At 54.4% G+C, this 20,338-nt stretch carries 31 protein-coding genes; 30 read left to right on the forward strand and 1 reads right to left on the reverse strand.

Annotated features, from left to right (window positions below; translation table 11 throughout):
* The 30 genes from AB4Y96_RS23615 to AB4Y96_RS23760 form a co-directional block, all read left to right on the forward strand.
* A partial coding sequence (locus AB4Y96_RS23615) for an EF-Tu/IF-2/RF-3 family GTPase (protein WP_441920319.1) occupies window positions 1-505 on the forward strand: 505 nt, incomplete at its 5' end.
* 62 nt (window positions 506-567) lie between these two features.
* Window positions 568-876, forward strand: a complete 309-nt coding sequence (rpsJ, locus tag AB4Y96_RS23620) for a 30S ribosomal protein S10 (protein ID WP_008124902.1) — start codon at window positions 568-570, stop codon at window positions 874-876.
* Window positions 877-901: 25 nt separating this feature from the next.
* Window positions 902-1,639: a 50S ribosomal protein L3 gene (gene rplC, locus AB4Y96_RS23625; protein ID WP_091877010.1), complete on the forward strand. Its 738-nt coding sequence runs from the start codon at window positions 902-904 to the stop codon at window positions 1,637-1,639.
* The gene (gene rplD / locus AB4Y96_RS23630; protein ID WP_091877008.1) at window positions 1,639-2,259 is read left to right on the forward strand and encodes a 50S ribosomal protein L4; all 621 of its coding nucleotides are present in this window, start codon (window positions 1,639-1,641) and stop codon (window positions 2,257-2,259) included. The genes rplC and rplD overlap by 1 nt, the downstream gene beginning before the upstream one ends.
* Window positions 2,256-2,549 carry a 50S ribosomal protein L23 gene (locus tag AB4Y96_RS23635; protein ID WP_091877007.1) on the forward strand — a complete coding sequence of 98 codons (294 nt, stop codon included), beginning with the start codon at window positions 2,256-2,258 and terminating at the stop codon, window positions 2,547-2,549. Before rplD ends, AB4Y96_RS23635 begins: the two co-directional genes overlap by 4 nt.
* 20 nt (window positions 2,550-2,569) lie before the next feature.
* Complete coding sequence (gene rplB, locus AB4Y96_RS23640) at window positions 2,570-3,403, forward strand: 50S ribosomal protein L2 (RefSeq protein ID WP_091877005.1); 834 nt, start codon at window positions 2,570-2,572, stop codon at window positions 3,401-3,403.
* A 15-nt stretch (window positions 3,404-3,418) separates the two neighbouring features.
* Window positions 3,419-3,697 (forward strand): 30S ribosomal protein S19, encoded by a 279-nt coding sequence (rpsS, locus tag AB4Y96_RS23645; RefSeq protein WP_008124912.1) that lies wholly within the window; start codon window positions 3,419-3,421, stop codon window positions 3,695-3,697.
* 2 nt (window positions 3,698-3,699) lie between these two features.
* A complete protein-coding gene (rplV, locus tag AB4Y96_RS23650; protein ID WP_091877004.1) occupies window positions 3,700-4,089 on the forward strand; it encodes a 50S ribosomal protein L22 in 390 nt (129 codons plus the stop codon).
* Window positions 4,089-4,796, forward strand: a complete 708-nt coding sequence (gene rpsC / locus AB4Y96_RS23655) for a 30S ribosomal protein S3 (RefSeq protein WP_441920323.1) — start codon at window positions 4,089-4,091, stop codon at window positions 4,794-4,796. Before rplV ends, rpsC begins: the two co-directional genes overlap by 1 nt.
* 41 nt (window positions 4,797-4,837) lie before the next feature.
* A complete protein-coding gene (gene rplP, locus AB4Y96_RS23660) occupies window positions 4,838-5,251 on the forward strand; it encodes a 50S ribosomal protein L16 (protein ID WP_091877000.1) in 414 nt (137 codons plus the stop codon).
* Window positions 5,252-5,263: 12 nt separating this feature from the next.
* On the forward strand, window positions 5,264-5,464 hold the full coding sequence (gene rpmC / locus AB4Y96_RS23665) for a 50S ribosomal protein L29 (RefSeq protein ID WP_091876998.1): 201 nt from the start codon (window positions 5,264-5,266) through the stop codon (window positions 5,462-5,464).
* Between the two features lie 11 nt (window positions 5,465-5,475).
* Window positions 5,476-5,718 carry a 30S ribosomal protein S17 gene (gene rpsQ, locus AB4Y96_RS23670; RefSeq protein ID WP_091876997.1) on the forward strand — a complete coding sequence of 81 codons (243 nt, stop codon included), beginning with the start codon at window positions 5,476-5,478 and terminating at the stop codon, window positions 5,716-5,718.
* Between the two features lie 83 nt (window positions 5,719-5,801).
* On the forward strand, window positions 5,802-6,170 hold the full coding sequence (rplN, locus tag AB4Y96_RS23675; RefSeq protein WP_068881785.1) for a 50S ribosomal protein L14: 369 nt from the start codon (window positions 5,802-5,804) through the stop codon (window positions 6,168-6,170).
* Between the two features lie 11 nt (window positions 6,171-6,181).
* A complete protein-coding gene (rplX, locus tag AB4Y96_RS23680) occupies window positions 6,182-6,496 on the forward strand; it encodes a 50S ribosomal protein L24 (RefSeq protein WP_091876995.1) in 315 nt (104 codons plus the stop codon).
* Window positions 6,489-7,052 carry a 50S ribosomal protein L5 gene (gene rplE / locus AB4Y96_RS23685; protein WP_091876992.1) on the forward strand — a complete coding sequence of 188 codons (564 nt, stop codon included), beginning with the start codon at window positions 6,489-6,491 and terminating at the stop codon, window positions 7,050-7,052. The genes rplX and rplE overlap by 8 nt, the downstream gene beginning before the upstream one ends.
* A 25-nt stretch (window positions 7,053-7,077) precedes the next feature.
* Window positions 7,078-7,383 (forward strand): 30S ribosomal protein S14, encoded by a 306-nt coding sequence (gene rpsN / locus AB4Y96_RS23690; RefSeq protein ID WP_091876990.1) that lies wholly within the window; start codon window positions 7,078-7,080, stop codon window positions 7,381-7,383.
* 12 nt (window positions 7,384-7,395) lie between these two features.
* Window positions 7,396-7,794 (forward strand): 30S ribosomal protein S8, encoded by a 399-nt coding sequence (gene rpsH, locus AB4Y96_RS23695; RefSeq protein WP_091876988.1) that lies wholly within the window; start codon window positions 7,396-7,398, stop codon window positions 7,792-7,794.
* Window positions 7,795-7,819: 25 nt separating this feature from the next.
* A complete protein-coding gene (gene rplF, locus AB4Y96_RS23700) occupies window positions 7,820-8,353 on the forward strand; it encodes a 50S ribosomal protein L6 (protein ID WP_091876986.1) in 534 nt (177 codons plus the stop codon).
* Window positions 8,354-8,365: 12 nt separating this feature from the next.
* Window positions 8,366-8,728: a 50S ribosomal protein L18 gene (gene rplR, locus AB4Y96_RS23705; protein WP_091876984.1), complete on the forward strand. Its 363-nt coding sequence runs from the start codon at window positions 8,366-8,368 to the stop codon at window positions 8,726-8,728.
* Window positions 8,729-8,830: 102 nt separating this feature from the next.
* Window positions 8,831-9,394, forward strand: a complete 564-nt coding sequence (gene rpsE / locus AB4Y96_RS23710) for a 30S ribosomal protein S5 (protein ID WP_091876982.1) — start codon at window positions 8,831-8,833, stop codon at window positions 9,392-9,394.
* A gap of 66 nt (window positions 9,395-9,460) precedes the next feature.
* A complete protein-coding gene (rpmD, locus tag AB4Y96_RS23715) occupies window positions 9,461-9,661 on the forward strand; it encodes a 50S ribosomal protein L30 (protein ID WP_091876981.1) in 201 nt (66 codons plus the stop codon).
* Between the two features lie 20 nt (window positions 9,662-9,681).
* On the forward strand, window positions 9,682-10,158 hold the full coding sequence (gene rplO / locus AB4Y96_RS23720) for a 50S ribosomal protein L15 (protein ID WP_091876979.1): 477 nt from the start codon (window positions 9,682-9,684) through the stop codon (window positions 10,156-10,158).
* 218 nt (window positions 10,159-10,376) lie between these two features.
* A complete protein-coding gene (secY, locus tag AB4Y96_RS23725; RefSeq protein ID WP_091876978.1) occupies window positions 10,377-11,717 on the forward strand; it encodes a preprotein translocase subunit SecY in 1,341 nt (446 codons plus the stop codon).
* Window positions 11,714-12,364, forward strand: coding sequence for an adenylate kinase (locus tag AB4Y96_RS23730; RefSeq protein WP_091876976.1), 651 nt, complete (start codon window positions 11,714-11,716; stop codon window positions 12,362-12,364). The genes secY and AB4Y96_RS23730 overlap by 4 nt, the downstream gene beginning before the upstream one ends.
* A gap of 211 nt (window positions 12,365-12,575) precedes the next feature.
* Window positions 12,576-12,944, forward strand: coding sequence for a 30S ribosomal protein S13 (gene rpsM, locus AB4Y96_RS23735; protein ID WP_091876975.1), 369 nt, complete (start codon window positions 12,576-12,578; stop codon window positions 12,942-12,944).
* Between the two features lie 134 nt (window positions 12,945-13,078).
* Window positions 13,079-13,468 carry a 30S ribosomal protein S11 gene (gene rpsK, locus AB4Y96_RS23740; RefSeq protein WP_008124952.1) on the forward strand — a complete coding sequence of 130 codons (390 nt, stop codon included), beginning with the start codon at window positions 13,079-13,081 and terminating at the stop codon, window positions 13,466-13,468.
* A gap of 109 nt (window positions 13,469-13,577) precedes the next feature.
* Window positions 13,578-14,591 (forward strand): DNA-directed RNA polymerase subunit alpha, encoded by a 1,014-nt coding sequence (locus AB4Y96_RS23745; protein ID WP_091876973.1) that lies wholly within the window; start codon window positions 13,578-13,580, stop codon window positions 14,589-14,591.
* A 71-nt stretch (window positions 14,592-14,662) separates the two neighbouring features.
* Window positions 14,663-15,091 (forward strand): 50S ribosomal protein L17, encoded by a 429-nt coding sequence (gene rplQ, locus AB4Y96_RS23750; protein ID WP_091876971.1) that lies wholly within the window; start codon window positions 14,663-14,665, stop codon window positions 15,089-15,091.
* A gap of 221 nt (window positions 15,092-15,312) precedes the next feature.
* On the forward strand, window positions 15,313-16,740 hold the full coding sequence (locus tag AB4Y96_RS23755) for a DegQ family serine endoprotease (protein ID WP_441920329.1): 1,428 nt from the start codon (window positions 15,313-15,315) through the stop codon (window positions 16,738-16,740).
* Between the two features lie 17 nt (window positions 16,741-16,757).
* Window positions 16,758-18,068: a replication-associated recombination protein A gene (locus AB4Y96_RS23760; RefSeq protein WP_441920331.1), complete on the forward strand. Its 1,311-nt coding sequence runs from the start codon at window positions 16,758-16,760 to the stop codon at window positions 18,066-18,068.
* A gap of 305 nt (window positions 18,069-18,373) precedes the next feature.
* On the opposite strand, the gene AB4Y96_RS23765 is transcribed toward AB4Y96_RS23760, so the two are convergent.
* Window positions 18,374-20,152 (reverse strand): glucan ABC transporter ATP-binding protein/ permease, encoded by a 1,779-nt coding sequence (locus tag AB4Y96_RS23765; RefSeq protein WP_091876967.1) that lies wholly within the window; start codon window positions 20,150-20,152, stop codon window positions 18,374-18,376.
* Window positions 20,153-20,338: the final 186 nt, after the last annotated feature.

Genomic DNA, 20,338 nt, shown 5'->3' on the forward strand with positions numbered 1-20,338 from the left:
TGTGACGGGCCGCGTTGAACGCGGTATTGTCAAGGTTGGTGAAGAAGTTGAAATCATCGGCATCAAGCCGACGACAAAGACGACGGTTACCGGCGTTGAAATGTTCCGCAAGCTGCTCGATCAGGGCCAGGCAGGCGACAACATTGGCGCGCTGATCCGCGGCGTTGGACGTGAAGACGTYGAGCGTGGCCAGATCCTTGCCAAGCCAGGTTCGGTCAAGCCGCACACCAAGTTCAAGGCAGAAGCCTAYATCCTGACGAAGGACGAAGGTGGCCGTCATACGCCATTCTTCTCCAACTACCGTCCGCAGTTCTACTTCCGCACGACCGACGTGACGGGTGTCGTAACACTGCCGGAAGGCACGGAAATGGTTATGCCCGGCGACAACATCTCTGTTGATGTGACGCTGATCGTGCCGATCGCAATGGAAGAGAAGCTCCGCTTCGCTATCCGTGAAGGTGGCCGCACCGTCGGTGCAGGCATCGTCGCTTCGATCATTGAATAATATTAAGGTTTTATGCAGGGACGCCTGTTATAGGCGTCTCCGCTAAACAAGGAAAAGATGAAATGAACGGTCAAAACATCCGCATTCGCCTCAAGGCGTTTGATCATCGGATCCTTGACGATTCGACGCGGGAAATCGTGTCGACTGCCAAGCGTACCGGTGCCAATGTGCGCGGACCGATCCCGCTTCCTACGCGGATCGAGAAGTTCACGGTTAATCGCTCGCCGCACATCGACAAGAAGAGCCGCGAACAGTTCGAGATGCGCACACATAAGCGTCTTCTCGATATCGTAGACCCAACCCCGCAGACAGTAGACGCGCTGATGAAGCTCGATCTTTCCGCTGGTGTTGATGTCGAGATCAAGCTGTAAGGCTTGAGGACGGAAGGACGAACCGATGCGTTCAGGTGTAATTGCACAGAAACTGGGCATGACTCGCGTCTACAATGACGCAGGTGAGCATGTGCCGGTGACAGTACTCCGGATGGAGAATTGTCAGGTTGTGGCTCAGCGTACAGTCGAGAAGAATGGCTACACTGCCGTTCAGCTCGGTGTTGGCCTGGCCAAAGTAAAGAATACAACACAGGCACTGCGCGGTCATTTCGCGACGGCCTCTGTTGAGCCAAAGGCGAAAGTGGCTGAGTTCCGCGTTTCTGCTGACAACCTATTGGATGTCGGTGTTGAGATCACGGCCGAGCATTACGTCGTTGGTCAGAAGGTTGATGTGACGGGTACATCGATCGGTAAAGGTTTTGCCGGTTCGATGAAGCGCCACAACTTCGGTGGTCACCGCGCCACACACGGTAACTCGGTAACCCACCGCGCTCACGGTTCGACCGGTCAGCGTCAGGACCCGGGTAAAGTGTTCAAGGGCAAGAAGATGGCCGGTCACATGGGTCAGACCCGCGTGACGACCCAGAACATCGAAGTTGTTTCGACCGATCTGGATCGTGGTCTTATTCTGGTTCGTGGTGCTGTTCCTGGTTCCAAGGGTGCATGGATTTTGGTTCGCGATGCCATGAAGGTAGCGCTGCCAGCTTCTGCTCCCAAGCCAGCTGGTGTTCGCCAGGCCGCAAACACCGCAGCAGCTGTGTCTGATGCAGAAGTAGCTCAGACAACCGAGGGAGCCGAATAATGGATCTCACAATTACAACACTTGAAGGCAAAGACGCCGGCAAGGTCAAACTCTCGGAAGAGATTTTCGGTCTTGAGCCACGCGACGACATCCTTCAGCGCATGGTCCGTTACCAGCTTGCCCGCAAGCAGCAGGGCACGCACAAGGCAAAGGGTCGTTCGGAAATCGCACGCACCGGCGCCAAGATGTACAAGCAGAAGGGTACGGGCCGCGCCCGTCACCATTCGGCACGTGCTCCGCAGTTCCGCGGCGGTGGTAAGGCTCATGGTCCGGTTGTTCACAGCCACGATCATGACCTGCCGAAGAAGGTTCGCGCTCTTGCGCTCCGTCATGCCCTGTCTGCCAAGGTAAAGGCTTCAGAACTCATCATCATCGATGATCTGGCTTCTGCCGATGCAAAGACAAAGGTACTTGTTTCGCAGTTCGCCAAGCTGGGCTTCGAAAATGCGCTTCTCATCGGCGGTGCCGAGATTGATGCGAATTTCCGTCGTGCTGCTTCGAACATCCCGAACATCGATGTTCTGCCAATTCAGGGCATCAATGTTTACGACATCCTGCGTCGCGGCAAGCTCGTGCTTTCCAAGGCTGCAGTTGAAGCTCTCGAGGAGCGTTTCAAATGACCGATCTTCGCCACTACGACGTGATCGTCAGCCCGGTTATTACGGAAAAGTCGACCTTGGTTTCTGAACATAACCAGGTCGTCTTCAACGTAGCCCGCAAGGCAACGAAGCCGGAAATCAAGGCCGCAGTCGAAGCGCTGTTTCGCGTGAAGGTTACTGCAGTCAATACAGCTGTGCGCAAAGGCAAGGTGAAGCGGTTCCGCGGCATCGTCGGGCGCCAGAGTGATGTCAAGAAAGCAGTCGTGACGCTTGCCGAAGGGCAGTCGATCGATGTTTCGACTGGTCTCTGAGGGGCCGTGGAGTAAAGACAATGGCACTCAAACATTATAATCCAACCACACCAAGCCAGCGTCAGCTGGTGATTGTGGACCGTTCGGAGCTCTACAAGGGCAAGCCTGTCAAGGCCTTGACCGAAGGTCTTCATTCAAAGGGTGGTCGTAACAACACCGGTCGCGTGACTGCACGCTATCAGGGTGGTGGTCACAAGCGCACATACCGCTTTGTAGATTTCAAGCGCCGCAAGCATGACGTGGCTGCCAAGGTTGAACGCCTTGAATACGATCCGAACCGGACCGCATTCATTGCTCTCATCCGCTACGAAGACGGTGAGTTGAGCTACATCTTGGCTCCGCAGCGTTTGGCTGTTGGCGATAGCGTTATTGCTGGCGCACAGACAGACGTTAAGCCAGGCAATGCGATGCCATTGTCGTCGATCCCTGTTGGTACCATCATCCACAATGTGGAGATGAAGCCAGGCAAGGGCGGTCAGATTGCTCGCTCCGCCGGTACCTATGCGCAGCTCGTTGGCCGCGACCAGGGCATGGCAATCCTTCGCCTGAACTCAGGTGAACAGCGCCTCGTCCACGGTTCGTGCTTTGCCACGGTCGGTGCAGTATCCAATCCTGACCATGGCAATATCAGCCTTGGTAAGGCAGGCCGCAGCCGTTGGCTTGGCAAGCGCCCGCACGTTCGCGGTGTTGCCATGAACCCGGTTGATCACCCGCACGGTGGTGGTGAAGGTCGTACGTCCGGTGGTCGTCATCCAGTTTCTCCGTGGGGCAAGCCCACGAAGGGCAAGAAGACGCGCTCCAACAAGTCGACGGACAAGTTCATCGCTCGTTCGCGTCATCAGCGCAAGAAGTAAGAGAGGTAGTCTGAAATGGCTCGTTCAGTTTGGAAAGGCCCGTTCATCGATGGCTATCTTCTCAAGAAAGCTGAGAAGGTACGTGAGGGCGGTCGCAGTGAAGTTATCAAGATCTGGAGCCGTCGCTCCACGATCCTGCCACAGTTCGTCGGTCTGACCTTCGGTGTGTACAATGGTAACAAGCATGTGCCGGTCTCGGTCAACGAAGAGATGATCGGTCACAAGTTTGGTGAATTCGCTCCGACGCGTACCTATTACGGTCATGGCGCGGATAAGAAAGCGAAGAGGAAATAAAGATGGGCAAGGCTAAGGCTCCGCGCCAGCTTAAGGACAACGAGGCGAAAGCCGTTGCCCGTACGCTCCGTATCAGCCCTCAGAAGCTAAATCTGGTGGCGGCTATGATCCGTGGCAAGAAGGTTAACGCCGCTCTTGCCGATCTGGAATTTTCGCGCAAGCGCATTTCAGGAACGGTGAAAAAGACTCTCGAATCAGCTATTGCCAACGCAGAAAACAACCATGACCTGGATGTTGATGCTCTGGTTGTTGCTGAAGCCTATGTTGGCAAGTCAATCGTGATGAAGCGTTTCCACGTTCGTGGTCGCGGTCGTGCAAGCCGGATCGAGAAGCCATTCTCGCATCTGACGATCGTTGTCCGCGAAGTTGAGGAAAAAGGGGAGGCCGCATAATGGGCCAGAAGATTAATCCGGTTGGCTTCCGCCTTGGCATCAACCGGACCTGGGACTCGCGTTGGTACGCGAACACAGGTGAATACGGCAAGCTGCTGCATGAAGACCTGAAGATCCGCAAGTATCTGATGGACGAATTGAAGCAGGCTGCCATTTCCAAGGTGGTGATCGAGCGTCCGCACAAGAAGTGCCGCGTTACGATCCATGCTGCACGTCCAGGTCTGATCATCGGCAAGAAGGGCGCCGATATCGAGAAGCTGCGCCGCAAGCTGTCAGAAATGACAAACGCGGACACAACTCTCAATATCGTTGAAGTCCGCAAGCCGGAAACAGACGCAGTACTGGTTGCGCAGTCCATCGCTCAGCAGCTGGAACGCCGTGTTGMATTCCGCCGTGCCATGAAGCGTGCCGTTCAGTCGGCCATGCGTCTTGGTGCAGAAGGCATTCGTATCAATTGCTCGGGTCGTCTTGGCGGCGCGGAAATTGCGCGTATGGAATGGTACCGTGAAGGCCGTGTGCCTTTGCATACACTTCGTGCCGATATCGATTACGGAACTGCTGAAGCACACACCGCCTACGGCATCTGTGGCGTCAAGGTCTGGGTATTCAAGGGCGAAATCCTTGAGCATGACCCAATGGCCTCCGAACGTCGCGCTGTTGAAGGTGATGGTCATCAGGGTCAGAACCGTCGCCGCGAAAACGCTTAAAATAGCGTCTTTCCGGAAAGAGAATTTTGGAGTAGAGAACAATGCTGCAGCCTAAGCGCACAAAGTTCCGCAAGCAGTTCAAGGGCCGTATCCACGGCGCGTCGAAAGGCGGCACGGATCTTAATTTTGGTGCTTTCGGCCTGAAGGCCCTCGAGCCGAACCGCGTAACCGCGCGTGAGATCGAAGCCGCTCGCCGTGCAATTACCCGTCACATGAAGCGTGCGGGCCGTGTGTGGATCCGGATTTTCCCGGATGTGCCAGTAACATCGAAGCCTACCGAAGTCCGCATGGGTAAAGGTAAGGGTTCCGTGGACTACTGGGCTTCCCGTGTAGCACCAGGCCGCGTCATGTTTGAGCTCGACGGCGTTCCGGAAGACGTGGCTCGTGAGGCTCTTCGCCTTGGTGCTGCCAAGCTTTCGGTCAAGACGCGCTTTATTCAGCGCATCGCAGAATAAGGGGTGGATGTTATGAAATCCGCAGAAGTCCGGGCCTTGAGCCTCGATCAGTTGAATGAAGAGTTGGCTGGCCTGAAGAAAGAGCAGTTTAATCTGCGCTTCCAGAAAGCAACCGGCCAGTTGGAAAAAACCGCTCGTGTCAGGCAGATCCGCCGTGATATAGCGCGCATCAAGACAGTCGCCCGCCAGAAAGCGGTCGAGAGCAAGGCTTAAGGAAGAAAACCATGCCTAAACGCATTCTGCAGGGCGTTGTCGTCAGCGACAAAAACGACAAGACCGTCGTGGTCAAGGTCGAGCGGCGCTATTCGCACCCGCTCCTCCAGAAGACTGTGCGCCAGTCCAAGAAGTACAAGGCGCACGACGAGAGCAACCAGTTCAAGGTCGGCGATGCCGTTTCCATTCAGGAATCGAAGCCGATTTCGAAAGACAAGCGTTGGGTTGTCGTAACAGACGCCCCGGCGAGTTAATTAACTATCTGTATGTAAGTACGCAACAATCGCGAGGGGCAAGGAAAGCCCAGTCCGGTTGAACAAGAAGAAGGCGGCTAGTCATGATTCAGATGCAAACAAACCTCGACGTCGCGGATAATTCCGGCGCCCGTCGTGTCATGTGCATCAAGGTGCTGGGCGGCTCGAAGCGGAAGTATGCTTCGGTCGGCGACATTATTGTCGTTTCGATCAAGGAAGCAATTCCGCGCGGCCGTGTAAAAAAGGGTGACGTGATGAAGGCTGTGGTTGTTCGCACAGCCAAGGACATCCGTCGCGCAGATGGTAGCGTTATTCGTTTCGACAAGAACGCTGCAGTCCTGATCGACAACAAGAAAGAGCCTATCGGCACGCGTATCTTCGGACCGGTTCCGCGCGAACTTCGCGCAAAGAACCACATGAAGATCATCTCGCTGGCTCCAGAAGTACTCTAAAGGAGCAGACGATGCAGAAAATCCGTAAAGGCGACCGCGTTGTCGTTCTTGCTGGTAAGGACAAAGGTCGTACCGGCGAAGTAATCAAAGTTTTGCCAAAGGATGAGCAGGCGCTCGTTCGTGGCATCAACGTTGTCAAGCGTCACCAGAAGCAGACACAGACTCAGGAAGCTGGCATTATTTCGAAAGAAGCGCCGCTCCATCTGTCCAATCTTGCTATTGCCGACCCCAAGGATGGCAAGCCGACCCGTGTTGGCTTCAAGGTCCTCGAAAACGGCGACAAGGTACGTGTAGCAAAGCGTTCGGGAGACCAGATCGATGGCTAATCCAGCTGCAAAGATCGAACCACGCTTGAAGAAGCAGTACCTTGAAGTGGTACGTAAGGATCTTCTCGAGCAGTTCAAATATGACAACGAGATGCAGATTCCCCGCATCACCAAAGTTGTTCTTAACATGGGCGTTGGTGAAGCGACTGCTGATTCCAAGAAGCCAACTGTCGCATCTGAAGATCTGGCATTGATTGCTGGCCAGAAGGCGGTTATTACCCGGGCGCGTAATTCGATCGCTACCTTCAAGGTACGTGAGAATATGCCGATCGGCACGAAGGTTACGCTTCGTAAAGAGCGTATGTACGAATTCCTGGATCGTCTGATCACGATCGCGCTGCCGCGCGTTCGAGATTTCCGCGGTCTGAACCCAAAGAGCTTTGATGGTCGTGGCAACTTTGCCATGGGTATCAAGGAACACATTGTGTTCCCGGAAATCAACTACGATAAGGTTGATCAGATCTGGGGCATGGACATCATCGTTTGCACGACTGCGAAGACGGATGATGAAGCACGCGCTCTTTTGCGCGCCTTCAACTTCCCCTTCCGCCAGTAACGGCAAGCGTAGCGAGGTATTTGAAATGGCAAAGACTAGCGCAGTCGAAAAGAACAAGCGCCGTGGTTTGCTCGTCAAGCAGTTTGCTGCAAAGCGTGCTCGTTTGAAGGCAATCGTGATGGATCAGTCGCTTCCTCTGGATGAGCGCTTCCGCGCGACTATCCAGCTGGCAGAACTGCCACGCAATTCCACCAAGGTTCGTATTCGCAATCGTTGTGAAGTATCGGGCCGTCCGCGCGGTTATTACCGCAAACTGAAAATGTCGCGTATCGCATTGCGCCAGCTGGGTTCGCTCGGCCAGGTGCCTGGCATCGTGAAGTCGAGCTGGTAAGGGAGAAGACAGATGTCTATGACAGATCCTCTCGGCGATATGCTGACACGTATCCGTAACGCAATCATGCGCAAGAAGGGCAAGGTTTCTACACCTGCTTCCAAGCTGCGCGCACGCGTTCTGGATGTTCTTCAGTCCGAAGGTTATATCCGCGGATACAGCCAGGTTGATTTTGAAAACGGCAAGTCCGAAATCGAAATCGAACTGAAGTATTTTGAGAATGTACCAGTAATCCGTGAGATTACCCGTATTTCGAAGCCTGGCCGCCGCGTTTACGTTTCGGTCAAGTCGATCCCGCAGGTTGCGAACGGTCTTGGTATTTCAATCCTGTCGACGCCGAAGGGCGTGATGGCAGACCACGAGGCACGTGAACAGAATGTCGGCGGCGAATTGCTCTGCCGTATATTCTAAGCGCTGGCTGGAAAAGGTTTGAAAAATGTCTCGTATCGGTAAAAAACCAGTGGCAGTCCCGGCAGGCGTAACCGCCAGCGTTGACGGCCAGACCATCAAGGCCAAGGGCCCCAAGGGTGAACTGAGCTTTGTCGCCAACGACGAAGTTCTGGTCAAGTTTGAAGATAACGCCGTTCGCGTTGATCCACGCGACAGCAGCAAGACCGCACGGTCGAAGTGGGGCATGAGCCGCACGATGATCGTCAACATCTTCACAGGTGTTAAGGACGGTTTTGAAAAGCGTCTCGAGATCAATGGTGTTGGTTATCGTGCGGCTATGCAGGGCAAGAATGTCCAGCTGTCGCTCGGTTTCAGCCACGAAGTGGTCTACCAGGTACCGGAAGGTATTACAGTTGCAGTGCCGAAGCCGACGGAAATCGTCATCACTGGCATCGACAAGCAGCAGGTTGGTCAGGTTGCCGCTGAGATCCGCGAATATCGTGGTCCAGAACCCTACAAGGGCAAGGGCGTGAAGTATGCGGGCGAGAAGATCGTTCGCAAAGAAGGTAAGAAGAAGTAAGGAATTCGTGTCATGGCATCGCCGAAAGAAATCATTCAGCGTCGCGCTTCGCGTGTTCGCCGCCAGCTCAAGGCGGTTGCCGGTGACCGTCCGCGGCTCAGCGTCCACCGTTCTTCGAAGAATATCTATGCGCAGATCATTGATGATGCGCGTGGACACACTATTGCATCCGCATCCACTCTGGAAGCTGACCTTAAGGGCAAGCTGAAGACCGGTGCAGATTCGGATGCTGCGGCCCTGATCGGCAAGCTCGTTGCAGAGCGCGCTGTCAAGGCTGGCATCAAGGAAGTTGTCTTTGATCGTGGTGCCTATATTTACCACGGCCGTGTAAAGGCACTTGCTGAAGCTGCTCGCGAAGCTGGTCTCAGCTTCTAAGGCAAACACTTTCGAGATCCGGGACTGCAGGGGCTTGTCTCCTGTAAGCCGGATTTCGCTACTATCATTCGTGCTACCGGAAAAGAAAAAGGAATTAGGAGCATGGCACAGGAAAAACGGAACCGCGAGGATCGCGGCCGCAACGAAGAGCGCGATAGCGAATTCGTTGACAAGCTAGTTCACATCAACCGCGTCGCCAAGGTCGTCAAGGGCGGCCGGCGTTTTGGTTTTGCAGCTCTCGTCGTCGTTGGCGATCAGAAGGGCCGCGTTGGTTTTGGTCATGGCAAGGCACGTGAAGTGCCGGAAGCCATCCGCAAGGCCACTGAAGCTGCCAAGCGCGAGATGATTTTCGTACCGCTGCGTTCAGGCCGTACACTTCATCACGATGTTCATGGCCGTCATGGCGCCGGCAAGGTTCTGCTTCGTGCAGCAACAGCTGGTACTGGTATCATCGCCGGTGGTCCAATGCGTGCCGTTTTCGAAACGCTTGGTGTACAGGACGTTGTTGCCAAGTCGCTCGGCTCGTCGAACCCATACAACATGGTTCGTGCGACATTCGATGCCTTGAAGCACCAGATGCATCCCAAGGACATCGCTGCCCAGCGCGGTATCAAGTACTCCACACTGCAGGCTCGTCGCCGCGACGTGGTCGGTTCGGAAGAATAGGCCAGAAGCTGGCGCAGCAGGGCAGGGATCTCGGTCCCGCTAGCTGTAGACTAAAGGATATAAGTCATGGTTGAGAAGAAGAAGGGTAAGACGGTTACGGTCGAACAGATCGGCAGCCCTATCCGCCGTCCGGCAGAACAGCGTGCAACGCTTGTTGGCCTGGGCCTCAATAAAATGCATCGTCGCCGGGTTCTGGAAGATACACCTTCCGTCCGTGGCATGATTGCGAAAGTTCAGCATCTCGTCCGCGTTGTGGACGAGGCTTAAGAACTCCGGAGATTGATCAAATGAAACTCAATGATCTGAGTGAAAACGAAGGCGCCACCAAGGCTCGCAAGCGTGTTGGCCGTGGTATCGGCTCCGGCTCCGGCAAGACTGCCGGTCGCGGTGTGAAGGGCCAGAAGTCCCGTTCCGGCGTTGCCATCAACGGCTTCGAAGGCGGACAGATGCCACTTTATCGTCGCTTGCCAAAGCGCGGTTTTACCAACATCTTCATGAAGAATTTCAATGAAGTATCTGTTGGCCGCATCCAGACTGCTATCGATGCCAAGAAGCTCGATGCCAAGGTTGCGATCACGATTGAAACCCTGAAAGCCGCTGGCATTATTCGCCGTGCAAAAGACGGTGTCCGTCTGCTTTCCGGTGGTGAAATCACCACTGCGGTAACGGTTGAAGTTGCTGGCGCCTCCAAGGTCGCGATCGAAAAGATCGAAAAGGCTGGCGGTTCGGTCAAGCTTCCTGCTGTTGCAGCAGCTGCAGAATAAATCTATGAAATGAGCGGCGGCCTTCCGGGTCGCCGCTTGTATCTTGTCTTGCCCGATCATATTTACCAAAAAAATCCCGCATCGTTCTTTTGGTAAATATGATGGGAAAATCCTGGTGCTGATGCATTCCTTATTCCGATTAGGAATGCTCGGCGCAGTAACGGCACATATCTGGGTAGGACCGTCAGTGCCTGACGGGCGCAGACCGGAGACTACTTATGGCATCAGCCGCTGAACAGCTCGCCTCCAATCTTAATTTCTCTGCTTTTTCCAAAGCCGAAGAGCTCAAAAAGCGCATTTGGTTTACATTAGGCGCATTGCTGGTTTACCGGCTCGGAACCTACATTCCGCTTCCCGGCATTAATCTTGGTGCCTATGCCCAGGCCTTCAATCATCAGGCCCAAGGCATTCTCGGCATGTTCAACATGTTTGCTGGTGGCGCGGTCGCTCGTATGGCGATCTTTGCGCTCGGCATCATGCCCTACATTTCCGCGTCGATTATCGTTCAGCTGATGACGTCGGTTATTCCGGCGCTTGAGCAGCTCAAGAAAGATGGCGAGCAGGGCCGTAAGGTCATCAACCAGTATACACGCTATGGCACGGTGCTGCTGGCGACGGTTCAGGCCTATGCCATTGCCGTCGGTCTGCAGGGCAGTCAGGGCATTGTCACCAATCCCGGACCATTCTTCCTGTTTTCGACCGTTATCACGCTCGTTGGCGGAACCATGTTCCTGATGTGGCTGGGTGAACAGATTACAGCGCGCGGTATCGGCAACGGTATTTCGCTGATCATCTTCTCCGGTATTGTCGCAAACCTTCCACAGGCCATCTCCGGCACGCTGGAACTCGGCCGTACCGGCGCTTTGTCTACGCCTATCATCCTTGCAATCATTGTTCTGACGATTGCAGTCATTGGTATCATCGTCTTTGTTGAACGTGCACAGCGCCGTCTTCTGATCCAGTATCCGAAGCGTCAGGTGGGCAATCGCATGTTCCAGGGCGATACATCGCACCTGCCGCTGAAGCTCAATACAGCCGGTGTTATTCCTCCGATCTTCGCGTCTTCGCTGTTGCTCCTGCCTGCCACCATTGCCGGTTTTGCCAACAACCAGAACCTTCCGGGCTGGGCAACGACGATCCTTTCTTCACTTGGTCATGGCCAGCCGCTCTATATGGCTTCCTATGCCGCGATGATCGTGTTCTTTGCTTTCTTCTACACGGCGCTTGTCTTTAATCCGAAGGACACTGCCGACCAGCTGAAGAAGCATTCAGGCTTTATTCCCGGCATTCGTCCCGGTGAACGTACAGCCGAATATATCGACTACGTTTTGACCCGCATCACGGTTCTCGGCGCAGCCTATCTCGTATTGATCTGCATGCTGCCGGAGTTCCTGATTTCCTGGGCTGGCGTTCCATTCTATCTCGGCGGTACATCGCTGCTGATTGTCGTGAGCGTCACGCTCGATACGGTTGCACAGATCCAGGGTCACCTGATCGCGCATCAATATGAGGGGCTTATCAAGAAGTCTAAGCTCCGTGGAGGGAAGCGGAACAGATGAGATTAATACTTCTCGGACCACCGGGGGCAGGTAAGGGAACTCAATCTCAGCGCTTGGTAGAGAAACTAGGGATACCGCAGCTCTCCACTGGGGACATGTTGCGGGACGCAGTCAAAGCCGGAACCGATGTCGGTTTGCGCGCCAAGGCTGTCATGGATGCCGGCAAGCTGGTATCCGACGAAATTGTCAATGCGATCGTTTCAGAGCGCATTGATCAGCCCGATGCGGCCAATGGCTTTATTCTTGATGGTTATCCCCGGACACTTGTCCAGGCCGATGCTGTGGGGGACATGCTGTCGGACAAGGGATTTGAGCTTGATTGTGTCATCGAGCTTGAGGTCGACGACAATGTGCTCGTCGAGCGAATCTCCGGACGTTATACCTGCGCCAAGTGTGGCACGGGTTATCACGACACCAACAAGCAGCCCAAGGTACCGGGTGTGTGCGACAAATGCGGTTCGACGGAATTCAAGCGGCGTCCCGATGACAATGCTGAAACGGTCCGCACGCGGCTCGAAGCTTACTACAAGCAGACTTCGCCCCTGATTGGCTATTACTATGCCAAGGGCAAGTTGAAGAAGGTTGATGGCATGGCGGACTTCGAAGAAGTCACCGCATCAATCGAAAAGATTTTGGCGGAACTTTAGTTTTCGACAAAAATGTACGGGAGGAGTTGACTTTTCGAAGCGATTCCTTCAAAGACGGCGGAAATTCGCTTGGATATGAAGCGATCGGCGCCGATCCGGTAAAGCAGGTTCGGGGCTGATCGTTTATGTTTGTCCCGGATATCATTTTCATCCCGTCATCTGGCCGGTCGCGTTGACTGCCCAGCTCTGCCGGTTAACAAGGAGAACAGACGTGGCTCGTATTGCTGGCGTCAACATCCCGACGAATAAGCGCGTTGTTATCGCGCTTCAGTACATTCACGGGATTGGTCAAAAGTTTGCACAGGAAATCGTCGCTAAGGTCGGCATTCCTGCGGAGCGTCGTGTCAATCAGTTGACCGATGCCGAAGTATTGCAGATTCGTGAAACCATCGATCGTGATTACCATGTAGAAGGTGATCTGCGTCGTGAAGTTTCGATGAACATCAAGCGTCTGATGGATCTGGGCTGCTATCGCGGTCTGCGTCATCGTCGCTCCCTGCCAGTTCGTGGCCAGCGTACGCATACCAATGCGCGTACCCGTAAGGGTCCTGCCAAGGCAATCGCCGGCAAGAAGAAGTAAGATCACTCCGGCGCGGTTCGCTGCGCCGGTTCTGCTTTGTGCAGAGATATACAGTGCCGGTTTCGCACTTTAACTGAAACCATGGTGGAGCCTCTGGAAATACGGAGGCGTCGAGATCAACTGAAAGGACTACTATGGCCAAGGAAGCCACACGCGTTCGCCGCCGCGAGCGTAAAAATATTTCGTCGGGCGTTGCCCACGTTAATTCGACATTCAACAACACGATGATCACCATCACGGATGCGCAGGGCAATGCAATTGCCTGGTCCTCCGCCGGTGCGCAGGGCTTCAAGGGTTCACGTAAATCCACGCCTTTCGCTGCACAGATGGCTGCTGAAGATTGTGCCAAGAAGGCACAGGAACATGGCATGCGTTCGCTCGAAGTTGAAGTTTGCGGACCGGGCTCCGGCCGTGAATCGGCTCTGCGTGCACTCCAGGCTGCTGGTTTCACGATTACATCGATCCGCGATGTGACACCGATCCCGCACAATGGTTGCCGCCCGCGCAAGCGTCGCCGCGTCTAATCTGTTTCGACAAGATTTGGCCGTATGAGCTGAAATTCAGTTCCTCTACGGTTTCCACGCTTCATTGTCACGATTGGATGGTGGCATGGCAAGGATAGGGAAAAACTAGATGATCCAGAAAAACTGGCAAGAATTGATCAAGCCGAACAAGGTCGAGTTCCAGACCTCCGGCTCGAAGACAAAGGCAACTGTTGTCGCTGAGCCGCTTGAACGCGGCTTTGGCTTGACGCTCGGCAATGCTCTGCGCCGTGTGCTTCTGTCTTCACTGCGCGGCGCTGCCGTGACTGCCGTACAGATTGATGGCGTTCTGCATGAATTCTCATCGATCCCCGGCGTTCGTGAAGATGTGACGGACATTGTCCTTAACATCAAGGAAATCGCTATCCACATGGAAAGCGACGGTCCGAAGCGCATGGTCGTCCGCAAGGAAGGCCCAGGCGTTGTAACGGCTGGCGACATTCAGACGGTTGGCGATATCGAAATCCTCAATCCGGAACACGTGATCTGCACGCTCGATGAAGGCGCTGAAATCCGCATGGAATTCACCGTTAACACCGGCAAGGGCTACGTTCCGGCTGACCGCAACCGTGCAGAAGATGCGCCAATCGGCTTGATCCCGGTTGATAGCCTCTACTCACCGGTTCGCAAGGTTTCCTACAAGATCGAAAACACCCGTGAGGGACAGGTTCTCGATTATGACAAGCTTATCCTGCAGATTGAGACCGATGGTTCAATCTCCGGTGAAGATGCTGTTGCTTATGCAGCACGCATTCTGCAGGACCAGCTGGCGATCTTCGTCAACTTCGACGAGCCGCAGAAGGAAGTACAGCAGGAACAGGTTACTGAACTTGCGTTCAATCCGGCTCTGCTCAAGAAGGTCGATGAACTCGAACTTTCCGTACGCTCGGCAAACTGCCTGAAGAATGATAATATCGTTTACATTGGCGATCTTATTCAGAAGACAGAAGCAGAAATGCTGCGCACACCAAACTTTGGTCGCAAGTCGCTAAACGAAATCAAGGAAGTTCTGGCTTCCATGGGTCTCCATCTTGGTATGGAAGTCCCATCATGGCCGCCAGAAAACATTGAAGATCTCGCGAAGCGTTACGAAGACCAGTATTAAGAACCCGGGCTTTTGCCCGACAACAAAGCCCGGGCCGTGAGCCCGAAAAGAGAAATTGAAGGAGAAGGCTCATGCGCCACGGTAATTCAGGCCGCAAGCTTAACCGGACTGCCAGCCATCGTAAGGCGATGTTTGCCAATATGGCTGCATCATTGATTGAGCATGAGCAGATCGTTACAACGCTGCCCAAGGCTAAAGAAATTCGTCCAATCGTTGAAAAGCTTGTCACACTCGGCAAGCGCGGTGATCTGCATGCTCGTCGTCAGGCGATCTCGGCAATTCGCGACGCCAAGCTCGTAGCAAAGCTGTTTGACACGCTTGCTCCGCGTTATGGCCAGCGCAATGGCGGCTACATCCGCATCATGAAGGCAGGCTTCCGCACCGGTGACAATGCACCGCTCGCAGTGGTCGAATTTGTTGATCGTGATGTCAGCGCCAAGGGTTCCAAGGATTTGGCCCGCGTTGCTGCTGAACAGGCAAGCGAAGCTGAAGCCGCATAATCTGCGCTTTTGCATTGGTGGATATAAGGATAGGGGCCTTTACGGGCCCCTTTTCTGTTGGAAGCCTTCCGCAACCCCCTGTGATAGATTAATCGTGATCGCGTATTTTAGGCGAGAGCCGCCATGTCTCAAATTTGCTTTGTTTCATGGCTGGTATCTCCTATGAAATTCAGCACATTGGATTGACAAGCTTTACTGATTCATCAGTACAGGAGATCGATATGAGTTCTTCCAGAATTGCACTATCAGCACGGACGCTTCTTATTTGCACGGCACTTATGTCCGGTATGACAGCGCCAGTTTATGCGCAAACGGCTGTTGATACGACAAAGCAGGTCCCGGCAACCCGTGCGGATACGCAATTGTCCTTTGCGCCGCTTGTCAAACAGACTGCGGGAGCGGTTGTCAATGTTTATGCGGCACGCGAAGTGCAGCAGCGCTCGCCTTTCTCCGGCGATCCCTTCTTCGAGCAGTTCTTCGGTGGCAAATTCAATGGCCCGCCGCGCATTCAATCCTCGCTCGGTTCCGGTGTCATCGTTGATCCAACGGGTATCGTCGTCACCAATAACCACGTCATTCGCGATGCGGAAACAGTGAAGATCGCATTATCCGATGGACGCGAATTTGAATCACGCGTTCTTCTCAAAGATGAATCGACCGATCTTGCCATTCTGAAGATCGATGCGAATGAGCAGTTTCCGGTCCTGCAACTTGCCGACTCAGACAAGGTTGAGGTCGGTGATCTGGTTCTGGCAATTGGCAACCCCTTTGGTGTCGGTCAAACCGTGACGAGCGGCATTGTCTCGGCACAAGCCCGCACCCGGGTTGGTATTTCTGATTTTGACTTCTTCATTCAGACCGATGCCGCTATTAATCCCGGCAACTCCGGCGGTGCCTTGATCGGCATGGATGGCAAGCTTGTCGGTATCAATACAGCGATTTTCTCCCGCTCTGGCGGTTCTGTCGGTATCGGTTTTGCCATTCCTTCCAACATGGTGCGTGCCGTTGTCGACACAGCAAAGCAGGGCGGCGACACATTCCAACGCCCATATATTGGCGCGACGTTCCAGAACGTAACGTCTGATGTCGCCGAAGGTCTTGGAATGAAGCAGCCTTACGGTGCCTTGGTAACCAGTGTCGTCAAGGATGGACCGGCCGAAAAGGGCGGGCTTCTGGTTGGTGATGTGGTTTTGTCCGTGGACGATTTCCGTATCGAGAATTTTGATGGACTTGGATATCGCCTGTCGACCGCGGGAATTGGCAAGACTGTGAAGCTTGGCGTTCTGAGCAGGTCCAAGGAGAAGGTGATTTCTCTGGTTCTGGAGAAGCCAAGGCCTGATGATCCAAGCAGCAAGGCGGTGATTCAAGGCAAGAACCCGCTTTCCGGAGCGCAGGTTATTACCCTCACACCAAGCAGTGCGACGCGTCTGCGTCTGTCGGGCGATACCACAGGTGTTGCGGTCGAGAAGATTTTCCCCGATACCCCGGCAGCTCGTATTGGTTTGCAGCCAGGCGATATTGTGCGCAAGGTCAACGGTCGCGATATTACCACGGTCGCAGATTTGACGGCGGTGATGTCCAGTTCGCCCGTATTGTGGCGCTTCGAGTTTGAACGCGGCGGTGCGGTCATCCGCCAGATCATTCGCTAGATGAGGCTTGCAGGACAATGACGGATCTATTTTCGGCGAAGGACGATCCGGCTTCGGACCGGAGCAGGCCGCTTGCCGACCGTTTGCGTCCGCGATCTCTTGGTGAGGTGACCGGTCAGGAACACCTGACCGGTCCCGAAGGTGCTTTGACGCGCATGATCGCGTCAGGCTCGCTCGGATCGATGATTTTCTGGGGCCCGCCCGGCACCGGCAAGACCACCGTTGCACGTTTGCTTGCAGGTGAAACAAATCTTGCCTTCGAACAGATATCGGCGATTTTTTCCGGTGTTGCCGACCTGAAAAAGGTTTTCGAGATGGCACGGGCGCGAAAAATGTCCGGTCGCCAAACATTATTATTCGTCGATGAGATTCATCGGTTCAATCGTGCCCAGCAGGATTCGTTTCTGCCAGTCATGGAAGACGGGACGATTGTTCTCGTGGGTGCTACGACGGAGAACCCATCATTTGAGCTGAACGCCGCTCTTCTGTCGCGGGCGCGTGTGCTCGTCTTTCATCCGCATGACGAAGCCAGCCTTATAGCGCTGATGCAACGGGCCGAGGAGCACGAAGGCAAACCATTGCCTCTCGATGAGGAAGCACGGGCGAGCCTCGTGCGCATGGCCGATGGTGACGGCCGGGCAATCCTGACGCTTGCCGAGGAAGTCTGGCGCGCGGCGCGTGAAGGAGAAATCTTCAATGTCGAGCGCGTCCAGCAGATCGTCCAGCGCCGGGCTCCTGTTTATGACAAGGGGCAGGACGGGCATTACAATCTGATCTCAGCCTTGCACAAATCGGTGCGCGGTTCTGATCCTGATGCGGCTCTGTATTATCTCTGCCGCATGTTTGATGCGGGTGAAGACCCGTTGTTCATTGGCAGGCGTCTCGTGCGCATGGCAAGCGAGGATATCGGTCTTGCCGATCCGCAGGCTCTGGTCATATGCAACGCTGCCAAAGATGCCTATGATTATCTGGGCTCGCCTGAGGGTGAATTGGCTCTGGCGCAGGCTTGCGTCTATCTCGCCACTGCGCCCAAGTCGAACGCTGTTTATACGGCGTTTGCGGCAGCGATGCGGGTGGCCAAGGAGAATGGCTCGCTTGTGCCGCCCAAACACATTCTGAATGCGCCGACAAAGCTTATGAAGGGTGAGGGCTATGGCAAGGGCTATGCCTATGATCATGATCAGCCCGAAGCGTTTTCCGGCCAGAACTATTTTCCTGATGCCCTTGGCCGTCAGACTTTTTACAATCCGCCCGAGCGCGGCTTTGAACGTGAAATCCGCAAGCGTATCGAATATTGGAACCGGCTGAGAGTTGAACGCGGTGAGTAGTCACCTGCAAAATTGGTGATGTGTGATTCGGGGTTCGTGGTTCGACAAGCTCACCATGAGGGAGAGGGGTGATGAAAGGGAGCTATATTCTGCAACCTTTGTGATCTGCAACCTTTTTGTTCTGCAACCTTTTTGATCTGCAATCTCTGCGATTAGCGTTGCATCCTCACTCTCCCTCATGGTGAGCTTGTCGAACCACGAACCACGAACCACCGATTTGGCAGAAAATCTGCGGTTTTAGAATGAACAAAAAAGGCCGCTTCAGATGAAGCGGCCTTTTGCATTTTAAGTGCTTATGTAAGGTTTTACGCCGCAGCTTCCGGCTTGCGCGGGAACGGCGTGACATTGGTCGTGTCGTCATCAAGCTTGAGGCCACCGGCCTTGAGCAGCGCAGTGAAGCGGCCGTTCTGGTGCGCCAGCTCGTCAAAGCTACCGGACTCAACGATTTCGCCGCGATCCATGAACAGCACAAGATCGGCATCACGTACGGTCGACAGACGGTGCGCAATGATGAATGTCGTGCGGTTCTGGCACAGCTTGTCGACCGCAACCTTGACGCGTGCTTCCGTTTCAACGTCGAGCGCACTCGTTGCTTCGTCAAGTACGAGGATCGGCGCGTCCTTCAGGATAGCGCGGGCAATTGCAACACGCTGACGTTCACCACCCGAAAGCTGCGAACCACGCTCACCAACCATCGTATCAAAGCCTGCCGATTTTGACAGGATGAAGTCGCTTGCATCGGCAGCAGTTGCTGCGGCTGCAACATCTTCATCGGTCGCATTCGGACGGCCAACGCGGATATTATCCTCGATGCTGCGGTTGAACATACCCGCATCCTGGAACACCGTGGCAATCGCATTGCGCAGCGAACGGCGGCTGATCGTGCGCGTGTCGATGCCATCCACCAGCACACGGCCTTCCTTCGGGTCATAAACGCGTTGGAGCACGTTGATGAGCGTTGTCTTGCCAGCGCCCGTTGGACCGACGATAGCGATCGTCTGACCCGCCTTGGCCTTGAACGAGACATTCTTCAGACCCTGTGTCGATTTGGCAAAATCGAATGACACGTTCTGGAATTCAACTTCACCGCTGACATTGTCGATGTCGTGCACAGCCTTTGGCTCAGCCTGATAAGCAGCGGAGTCTTCCATCTCATAGAAGTCTTCAAGCTTGGCGCGAGCAGCAAAAATCTGGTTCACGAAGGCGCTCAGCTGGTCAAGACGGCTGATCAGCAGGGCAGCAAAACCGGTGAATGCCACGACCTGTCCAACATTCAACTGGTTCTGAATGACGAAATAGGAACCGAGGAACAGGACCACCACCATCGAGATTGTCGAGGCCATGCGGTTGATACCGGCAGCCAGAGCCCACCAGTTTAGAACCGGATACTGTGAATCCAGCAACTGCTTTGTATAAGACTGCAGGGCGCGTGTTTCTTCATCAATGCGGTTATAGCTCTGCAGAACAGAGATATTGCCCATTGAGTCCGTCACGTGGCTGAATGCCTGAATATGGTGGCGCTCAACCTGTGCCTGACCATCCTTGGTCTTTGCCGTTACAACGCGGCTGACGATGACATAGACGACACCAAGAACGGCGAGAACCGATGCCAGACGCCAGTCCTGCGACAGGGCCATGGGAACAAGGCCCACGAGCGCAACAGCGGTTGCAAGATGGGTGCGCATGAATTCGAGCCAGAGGCTGAACAGGGTTTCAATAGCGCGCAAAAGCGTGTGCATGGCATTGGACGTGCCGCGCTGATGATGCCAGGCAAGCGGCATGCTGATCACGCGATTGTAGGCTTCCGTCAACACCGACAGTTTACGGCGATGCGCAAGCCTGTCAGCTTCACGCGATACCAGCACGTTGGCAACGATGTGGAACAGGCCAACACCGGCCAGCTGGCTGAGAGGCGGCCAGATATTGGATTTAACTGTAATCGCCTGAATGACGCGGCCCACAAGAACAGGCTCAAACAGCATTGTCAGGGCCAAGGCAACGTTGACCAGGCAGATAAACGTGGTCGCACGCTTTTCCGCCCCGAGATATTGGAGAGATTTCCAATAGATCTGTATCAATGACACTTTGCCACTCCGCTCGTTATGCCCGCTTCTGCGCACATTCCTCAATTTTGACTCTGCATGAGGTGCTTGTGCGCTGCAATATTCAATGCTCTAAAGATGTGTCACTTCCGCGTCTGTTCAAGGAACATTTTTCTACGTCTGTTAACGTCCCGTGATGAGTCAAATATTTGACTTCAAAGAATAAAC

Source organism: Phyllobacterium sp. TAF24 (genome assembly GCF_052113785.1).
In the GTDB taxonomy this organism is placed as follows: Bacteria; Pseudomonadota; Alphaproteobacteria; order Rhizobiales; family Rhizobiaceae; genus Phyllobacterium.